We start from the raw sequence: 16214 nt of genomic DNA on the forward strand, positions 1-16214 counted from the left end.
TTGGGGTATCGCCAAGTGGTAAGGCACCAGGTTTTGATCTCGGCATCCCCAGGTTCGAATCCTGGTACCCCAGCCATTTTATTGTAAGTATATTGATTTTAGTTTGACCATAGTCTTAAACAGATTATTGGGGTATCGCCAAGTGGTAAGGCACCGGGTTTTGATCTCGGCATCCCCAGGTTCGAATCCTGGTACCCCAGCCATTTTTTAGAAATAAAAAATGTGGCAATGTAGCTCAGCTGGTTAGAGCACAGCATTCATAATGCTGGGGTCGCAGGTTCAAGTCCCGCCATTGCTACCATATTTCTATGTGGAATGGTTAGACCAAGCTAGTTAGTTTTCAAAGGTTTACTCTAATATGAATTAGGGTATACTCGTAAAAGTTTGATGCGGGAATGGTGAAATTGGTAGACACGCCAGATTTAGGTTCTGGTGCCGCAAGGTGTGAGAGTTCAAGTCTCTCTTCCCGTACCATCAAATTGTCAAAAGTAATTCCTTCGCTGTAAAAAATAATTGGGGTATCGCCAAGTGGTAAGGCACCAGGTTTTGATCTCGGCATCCCCAGGTTCGAATCCTGGTACCCCAGCCATATTTGAAAACCTGTCTTTATGACAGGTTTTTGCGTTTTAGTTTTATAATTGTAAATCGCTGTTATAAGTAATAGTTGAAAGCGCATATCAGCTAAACTGACTTAGATATAAGACGTTTTATATTTTTTATCATCCTCCTCACCATTCAAATTACATTACTACCTATCAGCATTGTAATCTACGCTTCTAGGCGGCATACAAACCTACTACAGCAGTAAATGTCCTTGATGTATATGCGATGACACGCCTACAGTCATTATCATTGAACTAGGCTTAACAGCGTAGGCTAAAAAGGCCACTTTATAATAAGGTTGGTATAATGTAACCCCGTCTAGATAAGCTAAATTGTTATTGCTATCATGTAATATTACTTCTCGGAACACTCAGAATATTGATGAATATTGAAATAAAAGATATCACTATCCAAGAGGTCAGTTGTTCAAACTGCCAAGCTTGTTGCTGCCGATTAGAAGTGATGATCATTTCAGACACAGGCGTGCCTAAAAAACATATTGCTTTCGATAAGTGGGGCGGTGAAACCATGAAGCGCTTAAATGATGGTTGGTGTTCTGCATTAGATCGTGACACATTCATGTGTACCATTTATGAAAACCGTCCGTGGATCTGTCGAGAATTTGAAACTGGCTCGTTTGAATGTTTAACTGAGCGAAAACAGCTTAATGGCTAATGCTTTATTCTACATAAAAAGCCGATAACGCAGTAAAAACGACCAACAAACGCTGCCCGAAGGAATTGGCTAAAAACGTTTTACTCTTTGTTGAATGTATCTTTGTGAATAAAGAGTTGCTTAGATGACTAGGCATCAATCCATTCATCTCAATTAAAATGTTTTTAACTCGAACAAAATTCAACCAGAAAAGATCAACTGGCCCTAGTATTGGGGAGTGATATTTATTGGCACAAAAATGATGGATACAAAAATGCCGTTTGTAGTGATACAAACGGCATTTAGCTAAAAGAAGCAACAAACTAATTTTTACCTTCTACCAAGCCTTAGCAAGGTCACAGTATCGTTAGCGGTAGTCTTTTATGGTCTAGTGGCGAAACATCGCAGAGATAGACTCTTCGTTGCTTACACGACGGATTGCTTCAGCGAGTACTGCAGACATAGTTAATTGAGTCACTTTAGCGACCTTGAGCATTTCTGCACTTAGCGGCACAGTGTCAGTTACAATCACTTCATCAATGACAGAATTGGCAATGTTTTCTGCGGCATTACCTGAAAAAACAGGGTGAGTAGCATAAGCAAACACGCGATTAGCGCCATGTTCTTTTAATGCTTCAGCTGCTTTACATAGGGTGCCACCGGTGTCGATCATATCGTCAACAATAATACAGTCACGACCTTGAACATCACCAATAATATGCATAACTTGTGCAACGTTGGCTTGTGGACGGCGTTTGTCGATAATAGCTAGATCAGAATCATCCAGTAATTTAGCAACAGCACGGGCACGCACTACACCACCAATGTCAGGAGAAACAACCACAGGGTTATCTAATTTCTTCGCTAACATATCTTCTAGTAACACTGGGCTACCAAATACGTTATCTACAGGCACATCGAAGAAACCTTGTATTTGTTCAGCGTGTAAGTCGCAGGTTAATACGCGATCTACACCCACACTTGATAAAAAGTCTGCTACTACTTTAGCGGTAATAGGGACACGAGCACTGCGAACACGACGGTCTTGGCGCGCATAACCAAAGTAAGGAATTACTGCGGTGATACGGCCTGCAGAAGCACGACGTAGTGCGTCAACCATAACGATTAATTCCATTAAGTTATCGTTGGTTGGAGCACAAGTAGATTGAATGATAAATACATCCGCACCACGTACATTTTCGTTAATTTGAACACTGATTTCACCGTCGCTGAAACGGCCTACAACTGCGTCGCCAAGTTTGCAAAATAAACGATCTGCAATCTTGATGGCTAGATTTGGGGTAGCGTTACCAGCAAAGAGCTTAATGTCGGGCACTTTATGAACCTCAGGTGTTTGCATTGAAATTAGTGGCTAAATCAATTTTATGTGTTAGCACTCAAAATTGACTCAGAAGAATATTGTTAGAGCTCACCTAAACGCATGAGTAGCGGTGAAGTATTGAGCCCTTTTGCAACAAAACCTTTCATGCTAGCTGGAAGTTGAGCTAAGACATCAAGAGCTTGTTGCGAATGCTCGAATTCCCCAAACACACATGCGCCTGTTCCGGTCATTCTCGACGGCGCATATTCTACCAGCCAGCTTAAGGCATTGGCAACTTCGGGGTGTTGTTCGATCACCAAATTTTGGCAATCATTGCTCCATTTGTTGGACATTAATGTGTCCAGCTGTAACTTAGCTGTGTTACGGGGTAAGTCAGGGTGTTGGAATACACTACGAGTGCAAACGTGCACATCAGGAGTGATAACCAAGTACCACTTTTCAGCAGGATATACCGTCTGCAATTGTTCACCCACCCCCTCAGCAAATGCTGCTAAGCCATTAATAAATACCGGAACATCAGCTCCTAGCGCTAATCCAATCTCGGCTAATTTACTCAGTGGTAGATTAGTTTCCCATAGCGCATTTAACGCGACTAAGGTTGTTGCTGCATCAGATGAGCCACCACCTAAACCACCGCCCATAGGGAGTAATTTGTCTAACCAAATATGCGCGCCGCCATGATAATGAGTATATTCCTTTAAAGACTTTGCAGCCTTAAGAATTAAGTTATCGCTGTCGGGGACAGAATCAGAGATATTCGAATGAAGAAAGAACTCTGGTGTTTCTGTGACATGAAAGTCGAGGTAATCACAATGATCAATAAATTGAAACAAGGTTTGCAGCTCATGATAACCATCTTCACGTTGGCCAGTAATATGTAAAAATAAATTTAACTTAGCGGGAGCAGGCCAGCTGTGAGAGATTGGGTGATTTGGCTTCAATTTATTATCCTAATATTAGTGGCGTTTATTTTGGCGTCAATGCCTGCCATAAATTGGTTTGGATCTTTATTTGTACATCTTTACGGACAATTTTTACCTGTTTAGGGACCAAAACCCCACTTTGTTGTTGCCAACTCATAAAACTGACTTGCCAATCGGCTTCATTATCAGGGCTGATAAATTGTTGGACCTGACCTGTAGCATTATAGCTGATAATTTTATCATTGCTGCCAATTTGCCCTGTAAGCCATAACGGTATGTCAGCAAATGGAATGGTGATCCCACTTACACCTTCTAATAATGCTTGCGGGTTATTGTCATGATAGGTTTTTCCGTCTACTTCTAATGTAGCAACACCCTGACCATTTTTTAGGGTGAGCACATTGGTCCCCAGCGGAGTGGTTAGGCGTAATTCATTGCCTTTTATGTGATGAAACCAATATAAGTTAGTACTAAACTTATCTGTTGATGACTTAAAAGCAATTTTACCCTGTAATTCCCAATTATCAGCTTCTTGGGTATGAGCCACTTCAATAGGCTGATACTCTTGGGTAGGTAATGAGGTACAAGCATTCAAAAAAAGTATGGATGCAGTAATAACCAAATAATGAATTTTAAAAAAACGTTGCAAAAGTAACTCGTTTACTAAGAATTGATTCCGTTATAATACTGGGCATTGGCATTGTTGTAAAAATGCTTTTGTGATTAAGGTTTATTAATCGGTTATTTGAAAGAAAAATTAGACATATATTCGGTTTTGTTAACCCTACAGTGTTTTTAATTAGCCTGATTCAGTAGAATAGCCTAATTAACGATACCGAGAAAAACTTAGAACGAGTCAGATGAGCCTAGTAGTAATCGGGATAAACCATAAAACCGCCACTGTAGATCTACGTGAAAAAGTCGCTTTTTCGCCAGATAAAATACATGATGCGATGAAAAGTTTGGCAGGTCGCACCACCACAGGCGAAGCTGTGATTGTGTCTACCTGTAATCGAACTGAACTTTATTGTAATAATGGCAATGAAGCGGACATCATCGAATGGTTACAGGACTATCATGATTTAAAGCATGAAGACTTAATGCCCTGCATCTATGCCTATCGCGATCAAGTAGCGGTCAAGCACTTGATGAGAGTTTCGTCAGGGCTTGATTCATTGGTATTGGGCGAACCACAAATTCTAGGTCAGGTAAAACAAGCCTTTGTAAAAGCTAAAGAGGCCGGTACCACAGCGATAACCATCGACCGTTTATTTCAAAATACTTTTTCAGTCGCCAAAAAAGTGCGCACCGACACCGAAATAGGCGCCGCCGCGGTATCAGTTGCTTTTGCTGCTGTGAGTATGGCGAAGCATATTTTTTCCAGTTTAAGTCGCACTAAAGTGTTGCTTATTGGCGCCGGAGAAACCATTGAACTGGTTGCCAAACATTTAAAAGACAATAATGTTGAATCAATTGTTGTCGCCAATCGCACCATTGAGCGTGCGCAAGCCATGTGCGAAGAGTTCAACGCGACTGCGATTACCTTGCAACAAATTCCGGATTATCTTGCTAACGCCGATATCGTGATATCCTCTACCGCGAGTCCTTTACCTATTTTAGGTAAAGGAATGGTCGAAAAAGCATTAAAACAACGTCGTCATCAACCTATGTTGCTCGTTGATATTGCAGTGCCAAGAGATATTGAAGCGGAAGTCGGTGAGTTAGACGACGCTTTCCTTTATACTGTGGACGATTTACATAGTATCATTGAACAGAACATGGCTTCCCGTATGGAAGCAGCCGAACAAGCTGAATTAATAACTGAAGAACAATCTCATATTTTTATGGAATGGGTACGTTCTTTAGAGTCTGTTGACAGTATTCGTGAGTATCGCAGCCAAAGTGTGGCAATTAAAGATGAATTAGTCGAACGTGCCTTGAACAAATTAGCTCAAGGTGGCGATGGCGAGCAAGTGTTATTGGAATTAGCAAATAGACTAACCAATCGCCTTATTCATGCCCCCACACAAGCATTAACGGTCGCAAGCCGTCAGGGCGATTTGAATACGTTAGGACAATTAAGAATAGCGCTCGGACTCGATAAAAATTAAGGTTAGCGAGCTAAATGAAACAATCCGTTATCCGCAAGCTTGAAGGCTTGCTTGAGCGAAATGAAGAAGTATTGGCATTATTATCAGATCCTGGTGTGATTGCCAATCAAGAGCGCTTTCGCGCATTATCAAAAGAATATTCTCAACTTGAAGATGTCGTCAAAGGGTTTAAAGAATTTCAACAGGCACAAGGCGATCTAGCGTCAGCGAAAGAAATGCTTGAAGAAGACGATGCAGAAATGCGTGAAATGGCACAGGAAGAAATGAAAGCGGCTAAAATTGAATTAGCTCGTTTAGAAGATGAACTTCAAATTCTATTACTGCCTAAAGATCCCAATGATGATACCAATGCGTTTATGGAGATTCGTGCTGGTGCGGGCGGTGATGAAGCGGCTATTTTTGCCGGTGACTTATACCGTATGTACAGTCGTTTTGCCGAGGCGAACCGCTGGCAGATGGAAATCATGAACGTCAATGAAGGCGAACATGGTGGCTTTAAAGAGATTATTGTTAAAGTCAGTGGTGAAAGCGTTTACGGTAAGTTGAAATATGAATCCGGCGGACACCGCGTACAACGTGTGCCTGAAACTGAATCCCAAGGCCAGGTGCACACCTCAGCTTGTACTGTGGTAGTTATGCATGAAGTACCTGAAGCGGAAGCCATTTCAATTAACCCTGCCGATTTAAAAGTGGATACTTTCCGCGCATCTGGCGCAGGTGGTCAGCACGTTAACAAAACCGACTCGGCTATTCGAATTACCCATATTCCCAGCGGAATTATTGTTGAATGTCAGGACCAACGCTCACAGCACAAAAACCGTGCCCAAGCGATGAGCGTTTTGGCTGCACGTATTCAAGCGGTTGAAGATGAAAAACGTCGTAGCGAAGAAGAAACGACTCGCCGTAGTCTAGTGGCAAGTGGTGATCGCTCTGAACGTATTCGTACCTATAATTATCCACAAGGGCGAGTCAGTGATCATCGTATCAACCTAACGCTTTATCGTTTAGGTGAAATAATGGAAGGTGATTTAAATGCATTACTTGATCCTATTATGCTAGAACACCAAGCAGATTTACTTGCCGCCTTATCAGGCGATTAAGGAGCAGCCTTGCCCCAGTCATCGTATTCAACCATAGTTGAAGCTCAGCAATGGGCTTTTTCACAGTTGGCTTCAACCTCTGACTCTGCCCATGTAGATGCAGAGGCTTTGCTTATTCATTGCCTCAATAAAACACGTAGTTTTTTATATACCTGGCCGGAGCGAACACTCACTGTTGAGCAGTTTAAGAACTTTCAACAGATGGTTAAAAAGCGCAAGCAAGGTATGCCTGTGGCGCATATTATTGGTGAGCGAGAGTTTTGGTCATTGCCTTTTATTGTTAATGATTCGACCCTTATCCCACGTCCAGATACTGAAATATTAGTTGAAACCGCATTAAATTTGGATATCCGATTTAACGCTAGGGTATTGGATTTAGGCACTGGAACAGGCGCTATTGCTTTAGCTATTGCTCACGAAAGACCTAAATGGCGGATCACTGCAATAGATAAGGTGCCTGAGGCGGTAGCCCTAGCTAAAGCGAATCGAGCAAACTTACAGCTTGAACACGTTGAAATACTGCAATCAGATTGGTTTAGTGCGGTAAAAGATCGTGATTTTGATTTGATTGTCTCTAACCCTCCATATATCGCTGAACAAGATGAACACTTAAGTATTGGCGATGTTAGATTTGAGCCACAAAGTGCATTGACAGCAGCTGATGAAGGTTATGCAGATATTTATCATATTGCAGATAAGGCGCGTGAGCACTTATTGCCTGGTGGTTTTTTATTACTTGAGCATGGCTATCAACAAGCTATTACAGTAAGAGAGAAAATGATCGATTTAGGCTATAAAGATGTCGCCACAGTACGAGATTTTGGCAGTAACGATCGTTGTACCATAGGGACATGGACAGAGTAGTCATTATATTGATGCTATTGGAAAGCGGTTAGTTTATCGAGTAGACTAGCCGCTATTTTATTTATGCCCAACTGAGAACCACAAATAATGGAAACATTTTACAGTTTATATCCGGCGGTAAAACATACTCATTTAATGTTTATTGCGTTAAGCGTCTCGTTTTTTGTATTGCGTTTTGTATTGCACCTGCGCCAATCACCGCTTATGGACCGAAAACTCCTTAAAGTGGCGCCTCATGTCATTGATACTTTTTTATTAGCATCAGGTATTACACTGTGTTTTATGATCAACCAATATCCATTTGTGGATCCTTGGATGACAGAAAAAATCATCTGTGTAGTGGCATACATTGTATTAGGGATCATGGCACTTAAATCAAGCCGCAATAAACTGTTTAAGTTTTTCGCCTTCCTAGGGGCAATCGGTTGGTTAGTGTTAGCGGCCAAGCTGGCTCATTTTAAACAAGTCGTATTAATGGGTTAATTGATTTTTAATGGCAAAACTTCAACTTGATGATGCAGTTTCTATTCCTGAAACTGCATTTGAACTATCGGAACATTTAGGTTTTTCTCGTGCACAGCCCGCTTTATGGGCTTGGTATGAAATAGCAGGCTCAGTATTGAGTCATTATGTTGTTGACCAAGAGGTGCGACTACAAAGATTACTTAACTGGTTTTATAATGATTTAGGCTTTCAAGCACGCGAAGATTATTTCAGCGTGGAGGCGGCTGATCTTTGTTATTGCGTATTAAAACGCCAGGGAAATAGTACTACTTTGGCGACATTACTCGTGTTGTTAGCTAAGCAATTGGATTTACCGCTTGAGGCGGTATTATTACCTGGTCAAACGGTATTACGTATCTTATTGAATGATAAAATCCGTTATTTTGATTCATTAACGGGTAAAGAGTTAAGCCGGCATCAATTGCATTCTTTAGTTCGAGGTGAGCTAGGCAATGCGGCTAAGTTAAAACCAAGCCATATAAAGCCGGTATCTTTGAAGCGTTTAATCAGCCGTATGCTGCATGAGTTAAAAGCGGGTTGCATTGTTAGCCAAAAATTTGAACAGGCAATGGAATGTTGTAATTTACTGTTGCAATGGCATCCTGATGATGTGCACTTAAATCGTGAACGTGCTTTTATTGCGCAGCAACTAGGTTGCATTAAAGTGGCTATGTCTGACTTACAGCACTTTATTGATAATAGCCCACACGACCCTGTGATTGAGTTGGTTAAGATGCAGTTAAAAGAGCTAAGTCAGCATTCACAAATATATCATTAATATATCAGGCTCACCTGAGCCTGGTGATTGATATATAGCAAAAAACAAACGTTAAATATTGATCTACCACGTCCGTTAAACAGTCATAAATAAAAACGATTATAAACAAATAAAAACAATAAAATAACCATAAGCGATTTTCGCTTTCTATACTCATTTGCAAGGGAGAAAACTGCATGACAACGTCGGCAATGGTCACAAATGATGCCACCGCGCTGGGTTTACTAGCCGTTATTCTTGGATTCGTGTTCTACACCAGCTCTTCGCCACATCCATTTTGGCAAAAATTTTATAAATTTATTCCTGCGCTTTTATTGTGCTACTTCTTGCCTTCATTACTGAATACATTTGGGGTAGTCGATGGTCATACCTCTCAATTGTATTATGTTGCATCACGTTATTTATTACCGGCGTGTTTGGTTTTACTCATTTTAAGTGTCGATTTAAAAGCGATTTTAGGGCTAGGTCCTAAAGCCGTGATCATGTTTTTAACCGGCACTGTGGGTATTGTTATCGGTGGGCCGATTGCGTTATTACTGGTGTCATTTATTGACCCAACGCTGATCGGCAACAATGGCCCTGATGCGGTTTGGCGTGGTATGACAACCTTAGCCGGTAGCTGGATTGGTGGCGGTGCAAACCAGGCTGCAATGAAAGAGATTTATAGTGTTGGCGGCGAGATCTTTTCGGTAATGGTAACCGTGGATGTTATCGTCGCGAACATTTGGATGGCAGTGTTATTATTTATGGCCTCTAAAGCCAAAGAAATCGATGCCAGAACCGGTGCCGACACCCGTGCCATTGAAGTTTTAAAAGCTAAGGTAGAGAAATATCAAGCTGAAAACGCTCGTATTCCTAGTCAACGCGATTTGATGATGATTGTGGCTGTGGGTTTTGGTATTACCGGTTTTGCGCATTTGGCCGCAGATTTTCTTGGGCCATTTTTTGAAACTAATTATCCTTGGACAGCAGATTACAGCTTAACTTCTAAGTTTTTCTGGTTAGTGGTTATTGTGACCACGATTGGTCTAGCGATGTCATTTAGCCCTGTTAGGCATTTAGAAGCCGCGGGCGCATCGAAAGTAGCAACAGCATTTTTATACATCTTAGTGGCAACCATTGGTTTACACATGGATGTCACTAAAATTATGGATACCCCTATTTACTTTTTAGTGGGCATTGTTTGGATGTTAATTCATGCAGGCTTTATGCTTTTAGTGGCTAAATTAATTAAAGCACCGTTGTTTTATATGGCGGTGGGCAGTCAAGCAAACGTTGGCGGTGCAGCTTCTGCTCCTGTGGTTGCAGCAGCATTTCACCCTGCACTGGCTCCTGTAGGTGTTTTATTAGCAGTATTAGGTTATGCATTAGGTACTTACATGGCGTGGCTATGTGGTCAGTTTTTACAAATTATTGGCGCGTAAAGCGTTAAGAAGGGCAAATGAATCAAAAAATCATTGAATTAGCTAATGGCACTCAAGTTGCCAACGACAAACCATTTGTTTTATTTGGTGGCATGAATGTACTTGAATCGCGTGATTTAGCGATGTCGATAGCTGAACATTATGTGGAAGTAACTCAAAAGTTGGGGATTCCTTACGTATTTAAAGCTTCTTTTGATAAAGCAAACCGTTCATCAGTGCATTCATATCGCGGTCCGGGTATGGAAGAAGGCTTGAAGATTTTTGAAGAAATTAAAAAAACCTTTAAGGTGCCAATTATTACTGATGTACATGAAATCTACCAATGTAAGCCAGTGGCTGAAGTGGTTGATGTGATTCAGCTACCTGCATTCTTAGCCCGCCAAACTGACTTAGTTGTCGCAATGGCAAAAACCGGCGCTATCATTAATGTGAAAAAACCGCAGTTTCTTGCGCCGCATGAAATGCGTCATATTGTTAAGAAGTTTAATGAAGCGGGTAATGACAACATCCTATTGTGTGAGCGCGGTAGCTGTTTTGGTTATAACAACCTAGTAGTTGATATGCTTGGCATGGATGAGATGAAGCAATCTGGCTACCCCGTTATTTTTGATGCTACCCATGCTTTACAACGCCCTGGTGGGCGCAGTGATTCAGCCGGTGGACGCCGTGCACAAGCAACTGAACTAGCCAGAAGTGGTATGGCATTAGGCATTGCCGGTTTATTTATTGAAGCTCATCCAGATCCTGATAACGCCATGTGTGACGGTCCTTGTGCTTTACCATTGCATCAATTAGAAAACTATTTGAAACAAATCAAAGCGGTAGATGACCTAGTCAAATCGTTTGAATATATAGATACCAGTAAATAGTTTATATAGAGAAAGCCCTGATTATCAGGGCTTTTTTATGGCTGTTTAATTGGCTTTTATACAACGTTTTATGGAGAAAACACGCATGTGGATCGCTTTTACTGTCCTAGCTGCATTTATGCAAGCGTGGCGCAATGCTTTTCAAAGTCAGTTAAGTCAAGACGTTAACATTGCCGGTGTTACGCTAGCGCGATTTATTTGGGCAGGACCTATCGCGGGTGTTTACTTATTGAGTTTGTATCAATGGCAACCTACACATATTCCTGATTTTAATCTAGATTTCATCCAATTTGTTATCGGGGCATCCTTGATGCAAATATTGGCCACAGGGCTAATGGTCAAGTTATTTAAAATGCAAAACTTTGCCGTTGGAGCAGGATTAGCAAAGAGTGAAGCGTTAGTTGCAGCAATACTGGGGGTGTTTTTTTTCGGTACTCAGCTGAGTTTATTAGGTTGGCTCGGGGTCATGGTTGGCGGTATTGCCATCATGCTGTTAAGTGCTAAGCAAGGCTTTAAACAACTGTCGATAAAAACCGTTTTACTTGGGCTAGCCTGTGGTAGTGCATTTGCATTAACTTCACTTTGGGTAAGAGAGGCGAGCTTACAGCTTGATGCGCCATTCCCCCACGCGGCAGCTTGGGTACTATTGGCCGTTATTAGCTTACAGACAGTCTTGTTAGTGGGTTACTTGCTGACCTATGATAAGGCAACCTTAATCGATTTATTCAAGCGGCCTAAGCTAACCCTACTGATTAGTGTTACCAGCTGTATAGGCTCAATTGGTTGGTTTACGGCGATGTCTTTACAGGCGGTGCCCTATGTTAAAACATTAGGCCAAATTGAAGTGTTTTTTATGATGCTCATTGCCAGTTTTTGGCTTAAACAAAAGGTCAAAATAAATGACATGTTAGGATTATTATTAATCGCTATCGCTGCCGTTTTGGTTATGTGGAGCTAACCTGGTTATGTTTATCCTACTTATTATGCGGCTTGTTTAGGTGCAAGGCATTTGCGATGTTAGCGATAAATCTCTAGGGCTTTAATGCGTTGCTGATTATTAACGTTAGCGGGCACGGCAATCTGATGCTGTGCAGCACGTTCAACCACGTAACCACTGATATAATCTATTTCAGTTTTTCGCAGCTGGAGAATGTCTTGATACATAGATGAGATGTTGTTAGCGGTTAAGTTTATGACTTTGTATACCATTTCTAGGCTAGCCGCTAGCGATAACGATATACCATCAGCTTTGGCTACCTCACAACACTCTGCCACGATAATGTTTATGTGCTCAGCAAAACTATCCTGTGCCAATTGGCCATTTTTGCATTCAAAAATAGCCGTAAGTGGGTTAATCGCGCAATTTATAATTAATTTTTGCCATAATGCGGTAATGATATCGGCGTGCCATGTCAGTTTAGGTATTGCTTGCGTTAAGCTGTCTTTAAGCGAGTCAGCTAATTGATGCCCTGTGTAATGTCCTACAGTTGTTTGGCCACTACCTGTATGAGTTACCTGCCATTGCGCATGTTTTAAAGCCCCATGTGAGGTTGTTGCTAAACTAAGGCCCATTTTAGGGTAATTTAAAAGATGCTTAGCGACATTTAAATGTGGTCCCATACCATTATGGAGCAGAATAATATGACAGTGGTTGGCAAGTCTAGGTAAGAAATGGCAGATCAGCTCATCGACTTGATAGGCTTTTACGCAAATAATAACCAGATCTAGCTCAGCGACTTCTGGGCTATCTTGGCCAAGTAAGGTTATTGTGTGATTATGGCTTGAGTGGGCAAGATCGGTAAATTGAAGTGTCTGCGAATCCGAGCTTAACTCGCGAGCGATTAAATAAACCTTTGCATCAGCTTGTGAGTTAATCTGGCTTGATAGCAAATTAAACATTAATTGGCCGATAGCACCAGCACCTATCACGCCAATTTTTTGTGTTGTCATCTCAAGTACTCGTTAATTAAGGTTTAGCGCCTTTATCTTTCAGTTTCTTATATTGTAGAAAGCTGAAATGAAACAAATAGAACAAAGCAATACCGACAAAGTCAGCAATCACGTCGCCTATTGATGCGCTTCGGTAAGGAAGCCTTGATTGAACTAATTCAATTAATACCGCATAGCTGGCTAATATGCCAAACAAGTAATACCATTTCGGTTTAAAGGCATAGTGGGCAAGAAAAGCGAGACCAAAAAAACTGCCTAAATGGCCGACTTTGTCCATATGTTGAAAAGACTGTGAATAGTTCGGCTTAGAAAATACTAAGTAGCTTGTTACTACCACAGCTATTAATAGTGCCAGTTTAAAAGCATTTCGATAATTGATCACAAGTATTACATCTGCCTTGAGGCTTATCTAAATTTGCCCCATGATAAGAAAACTACCGATTAAAGTCATCTATATTCCACTGTTATATCGCCAAAACTGAATATTTTGCGTTAAAATAGTCTAAATACCTCAAGCTTTATTAAAGGATCCCCATGCCATCAATGGATATCGTGTCAGAAGTTGACGAAGAAGAACTACGTAATGCGGTAGAAAACTCTCGCCGTGAAGTATCAGGACGTTTTGACTTGCGTGGAAAAGAGATTGATATTGATTTGAAAGACAATGTCGTTACCTTAAAATCAGAAGATGATTTTATCTGTAAGCAGCTGGTTGATATATTACGGATGCAGCTGAGTAAACGAAATGTTGACCCTTCATCAATGGAAGTTGACGATAAATCAGTTCACAGCGGTAAAACCTTTAGTTTAAAAGTAAACTTTAAACAGGGGATAGATTCATTAGTGGCTAAAAAACTGGTTAAAGCCATCAAAGACAGCAAGCTTAAAGTACAAGCGGCTATTCAAGGTGATTCAGTGCGTATTACCGGTAAAAAGCGCGATGATTTACAAGCTGTTATGCGTCTAGCTAGAGAGTCTGAACTTGGCCAGCCTTTTCAGTTTAATAACTTCAGAGACTAATTCTGTCGTAATAAAAAAACCGACATGAATGTCGGTTTTTTTATTGCTGCTTTTGGATCAACTCCCGTCATTTTGTGTTTTTTCAGCTTCTATCGCTTGGCGAGTATTTGCCCTATTAAGTAACGCGATTAACAGCAATACCGGAAAACCAATAAGACTCGCGGCAATGAAAAAGTTAACGTAGCCAAAAGCATTGACATACTCACCTGAAAATCCAGCAATAAATTTGGGGAATAGGATCATAATCGAAGACAGTAATGCATATTGGGTCGCGCTATAACCGCTGCTAGTTAAGTTTGACAGATAGGCAATAAAGGCCGCGGTAGCGATACCGGCACTGAAGTTATCGATTGAAATCGCGAAGGTTAAAAATGATACGTTGTAACCAATATAGGCCTGCCAAGCAAACAATAAGTTAGTCACAGCCACTAATAATGCACCTAAAAATAGAATCCGCATAGTGCCGTACTTCATCACTAGAATGCCGCCTGCACCGGCGCCGACTAGGGTCATAATTAAGCCATAAACCTTGCTTAAAAAAGCAATTTCTTCCTTGCTAAATCCCATATCGACATAAAATACGTTGGCCATTACGCCCATCACTATGTCGGAAATTCGATAACAAGAAATCAGCAGTAAAATTAGAATGGCTGTTTTGCCATATCGTTTGAAAAAGTCACTAAAAGGCAACACACTTGCGCTATATATCCAGGCAAAAGCTTTAGCTACACTATTGGGATAACGCTTGGCAAAATGTTGCTGTAACAGACGCTCTTTTTCATCGGCTTCTTTGGTATCGACCATGGGTTCTTTGGCAAATAATGCAGTGATAAGTCCTACGCTCATCATTAAAGCCATTATAAAGTAAGCTGTTTGCCAAGATTCAAGGCTGTAGCCTTGACTATCTGGTGACACCCAAGCGGCAATGGTTAATGCTCCAGCTGTAGAGACAATCATGGCGCTGCGATAACCAATTTGATAAGCGGCGGCTAATGCGGCTTGCATTTTCTCTGGTGCTGATTCAATTCTAAATGCATCAATAACAATATCTTGTGTGGCAGAGGCAAAAGCCAATAGCAGGGCACATATCGCCAAACGTTCAAGGTCTTCAATAGGGTCGCTTGTCGACATACCAATAATAGCGCCAATTAAACATAACTGAGCGAAGATCATCCAGCCTCTACGGCGGCCAAAAAAAGTGGTAAATAGGGGTAAAGATAATCGATCAACTAAGGGCGACCATGCCCATTTAAAAGCATAGGTAAGTGCTATCCAGCTAAAATAGCCTATAGCTGCCCTGTCAACACCAGCTTCTCTTAACCAAAAACTCAAGGTTGAAAATACCAGCATTAAAGGTAAGCCGGCGGAGAACCCGAGAAATAAGAGGATCAGTACTCGTTTATGATAATAAACGGAAAAAAGGTCACGACAACGATTTAATATATCTGACATGGATGCTGGATTAATGAGGCGATGGGGCTAGCTTACGGGCTGGACTGAAATGGTTCAAGCCATTGATTATTAAATTAGCTTAAATCAATGGCTCGGTTGCTAAAAATAACGGTAAATGTTGAACTAAGAGTTAAGGGCGAACCCCAATACAGCTTTGAGGCAAGCGACCACCAATATTAATATAATCACAGCACTCATTGACTTGACTGCGCAAGAACTGATCACCACGTAATGCCCAATCAGGCCATTTATCAAAGCAGTGCAATAGATGCCAAAAGACTTTCTCTGTATCCGTTTGTGGACATTCCACAGCCGGTGTGACTTCTGTTAAATGTTGCCACTCTTCGAGTACATCCCACATATAGAGTTGAATTTCTTTGTATTCGAGTTGGTTACTTAAGAAAGCTTTACCATAGTATGCTAGCTGAGGGGCTTTGGTCTCAATAAAATCGTTAGCTGTCATAAAACGTCCTTGAAAATGAATGCATAAAGAAACAGCATTTGAAGTATGTTTTAGAGTATAGACGTAAAACGCTAAAACGATAGCAAAGCACTACAGAATTAATGTTTGTTAAATTATAGATTATTTATGTTTTATTTTAATATGTTGCAGTAAGTGA

17 protein-coding genes and 5 tRNA genes are annotated in these 16214 nt (G+C 41.1%); 15 read left to right on the plus strand and 7 right to left on the minus strand.

What is annotated here, in order from left to right; translation table 11 throughout:
* The first annotated feature begins 1 nt into the window (after nucleotide 1).
* The 6 genes from L0B17_RS06180 to L0B17_RS06205 all read left to right on the plus strand — a co-directional run bounded on the left by L0B17_RS06180 (nucleotide 2) and on the right by L0B17_RS06205 (nucleotide 1278).
* Nucleotides 2-76: transfer RNA gene (locus L0B17_RS06180), tRNA-Gln, on the plus strand.
* A gap of 52 nt (nucleotides 77-128) precedes the next feature.
* A tRNA-Gln gene (locus L0B17_RS06185) sits at nucleotides 129-203 on the plus strand.
* Between the two features lie 21 nt (nucleotides 204-224).
* A tRNA-Met gene (locus L0B17_RS06190) sits at nucleotides 225-301 on the plus strand.
* 88 nt (nucleotides 302-389) lie between these two features.
* A tRNA-Leu gene (locus L0B17_RS06195) sits at nucleotides 390-474 on the plus strand.
* Nucleotides 475-514: 40 nt separating this feature from the next.
* A tRNA-Gln gene (locus L0B17_RS06200) sits at nucleotides 515-589 on the plus strand.
* A gap of 395 nt (nucleotides 590-984) precedes the next feature.
* Complete coding sequence (locus L0B17_RS06205) at nucleotides 985-1278, plus strand: YkgJ family cysteine cluster protein (RefSeq protein ID WP_235088390.1); 294 nt, start codon at nucleotides 985-987, stop codon at nucleotides 1276-1278.
* Nucleotides 1279-1645: 367 nt separating this feature from the next.
* Here the strand turns inward: L0B17_RS06205 and L0B17_RS06210 are convergent, their stop codons facing one another.
* The 3 genes from L0B17_RS06210 to lolB all read right to left on the minus strand — a co-directional run bounded on the left by L0B17_RS06210 (nucleotide 1646) and on the right by lolB (nucleotide 4171).
* Nucleotides 1646-2593: a ribose-phosphate pyrophosphokinase gene (locus L0B17_RS06210; RefSeq protein WP_226415846.1), complete on the minus strand. Its 948-nt coding sequence runs from the start codon at nucleotides 2591-2593 to the stop codon at nucleotides 1646-1648.
* Between the two features lie 86 nt (nucleotides 2594-2679).
* A complete protein-coding gene (ispE, locus tag L0B17_RS06215; protein WP_235088392.1) occupies nucleotides 2680-3540 on the minus strand; it encodes a 4-(cytidine 5'-diphospho)-2-C-methyl-D-erythritol kinase in 861 nt (286 codons plus the stop codon).
* A 25-nt stretch (nucleotides 3541-3565) separates the two neighbouring features.
* Nucleotides 3566-4171, minus strand: a complete 606-nt coding sequence (gene lolB / locus L0B17_RS06220; protein WP_235088394.1) for a lipoprotein insertase outer membrane protein LolB — start codon at nucleotides 4169-4171, stop codon at nucleotides 3566-3568.
* A 211-nt stretch (nucleotides 4172-4382) separates the two neighbouring features.
* Here lolB and hemA point away from each other — a divergent pair, with 211 nt between their 5' ends.
* From hemA to L0B17_RS06260, 8 genes are all read left to right on the plus strand, one after another.
* A complete protein-coding gene (hemA, locus tag L0B17_RS06225) occupies nucleotides 4383-5633 on the plus strand; it encodes a glutamyl-tRNA reductase (RefSeq protein WP_235088396.1) in 1251 nt (416 codons plus the stop codon).
* Between the two features lie 14 nt (nucleotides 5634-5647).
* Nucleotides 5648-6733, plus strand: coding sequence for a peptide chain release factor 1 (gene prfA, locus L0B17_RS06230; protein WP_235088398.1), 1086 nt, complete (start codon nucleotides 5648-5650; stop codon nucleotides 6731-6733).
* Between the two features lie 9 nt (nucleotides 6734-6742).
* Entirely contained in the window at nucleotides 6743-7597 is an 855-nt protein-coding gene (prmC, locus tag L0B17_RS06235) for a peptide chain release factor N(5)-glutamine methyltransferase (protein ID WP_235088399.1), read from the plus strand.
* A gap of 87 nt (nucleotides 7598-7684) precedes the next feature.
* The gene (locus tag L0B17_RS06240) at nucleotides 7685-8080 is read left to right on the plus strand and encodes a SirB2 family protein (RefSeq protein ID WP_235088401.1); all 396 of its coding nucleotides are present in this window, start codon (nucleotides 7685-7687) and stop codon (nucleotides 8078-8080) included.
* Between the two features lie 10 nt (nucleotides 8081-8090).
* Entirely contained in the window at nucleotides 8091-8879 is a 789-nt protein-coding gene (locus L0B17_RS06245; protein WP_235088402.1) for a transglutaminase family protein, read from the plus strand.
* A 176-nt stretch (nucleotides 8880-9055) separates the two neighbouring features.
* Nucleotides 9056-10303, plus strand: a complete 1248-nt coding sequence (locus tag L0B17_RS06250; protein ID WP_235088404.1) for a DUF819 family protein — start codon at nucleotides 9056-9058, stop codon at nucleotides 10301-10303.
* A 17-nt stretch (nucleotides 10304-10320) separates the two neighbouring features.
* A complete protein-coding gene (gene kdsA / locus L0B17_RS06255; RefSeq protein ID WP_235088405.1) occupies nucleotides 10321-11172 on the plus strand; it encodes a 3-deoxy-8-phosphooctulonate synthase in 852 nt (283 codons plus the stop codon).
* 85 nt (nucleotides 11173-11257) lie between these two features.
* Nucleotides 11258-12130 carry a DMT family transporter gene (locus L0B17_RS06260; RefSeq protein WP_235089630.1) on the plus strand — a complete coding sequence of 291 codons (873 nt, stop codon included), beginning with the start codon at nucleotides 11258-11260 and terminating at the stop codon, nucleotides 12128-12130.
* A gap of 59 nt (nucleotides 12131-12189) precedes the next feature.
* On the opposite strand, the gene L0B17_RS06265 is transcribed toward L0B17_RS06260, so the two are convergent.
* Together L0B17_RS06265 and L0B17_RS06270 are read right to left on the minus strand one after the other, a co-directional pair.
* On the minus strand, nucleotides 12190-13122 hold the full coding sequence (locus L0B17_RS06265; RefSeq protein WP_235088407.1) for a ketopantoate reductase family protein: 933 nt from the start codon (nucleotides 13120-13122) through the stop codon (nucleotides 12190-12192).
* Nucleotides 13123-13138: 16 nt separating this feature from the next.
* A complete protein-coding gene (locus tag L0B17_RS06270) occupies nucleotides 13139-13504 on the minus strand; it encodes a VanZ family protein (RefSeq protein ID WP_235088408.1) in 366 nt (121 codons plus the stop codon).
* A 152-nt stretch (nucleotides 13505-13656) separates the two neighbouring features.
* On the opposite strand from L0B17_RS06270, the gene L0B17_RS06275 reads away from it, so the two are divergent.
* A complete protein-coding gene (locus L0B17_RS06275) occupies nucleotides 13657-14142 on the plus strand; it encodes a YajQ family cyclic di-GMP-binding protein (RefSeq protein ID WP_226413779.1) in 486 nt (161 codons plus the stop codon).
* A 57-nt stretch (nucleotides 14143-14199) separates the two neighbouring features.
* Here L0B17_RS06275 and L0B17_RS06280 read toward each other — a convergent pair whose 3' ends face one another.
* Both L0B17_RS06280 and L0B17_RS06285 read right to left on the minus strand, forming a co-directional pair.
* Nucleotides 14200-15594 (minus strand): AmpG family muropeptide MFS transporter, encoded by a 1395-nt coding sequence (locus L0B17_RS06280; RefSeq protein ID WP_235088410.1) that lies wholly within the window; start codon nucleotides 15592-15594, stop codon nucleotides 14200-14202.
* A 130-nt stretch (nucleotides 15595-15724) separates the two neighbouring features.
* The gene (locus L0B17_RS06285; RefSeq protein WP_235088412.1) at nucleotides 15725-16057 is read right to left on the minus strand and encodes a hypothetical protein; all 333 of its coding nucleotides are present in this window, start codon (nucleotides 16055-16057) and stop codon (nucleotides 15725-15727) included.
* Nucleotides 16058-16214 lie beyond the last annotated feature (157 nt).

The sequence above is a fragment of the Shewanella sp. OMA3-2 genome (genome assembly GCF_021513195.1).
GTDB lineage: Bacteria > Pseudomonadota > Gammaproteobacteria > Enterobacterales > Shewanellaceae > Shewanella.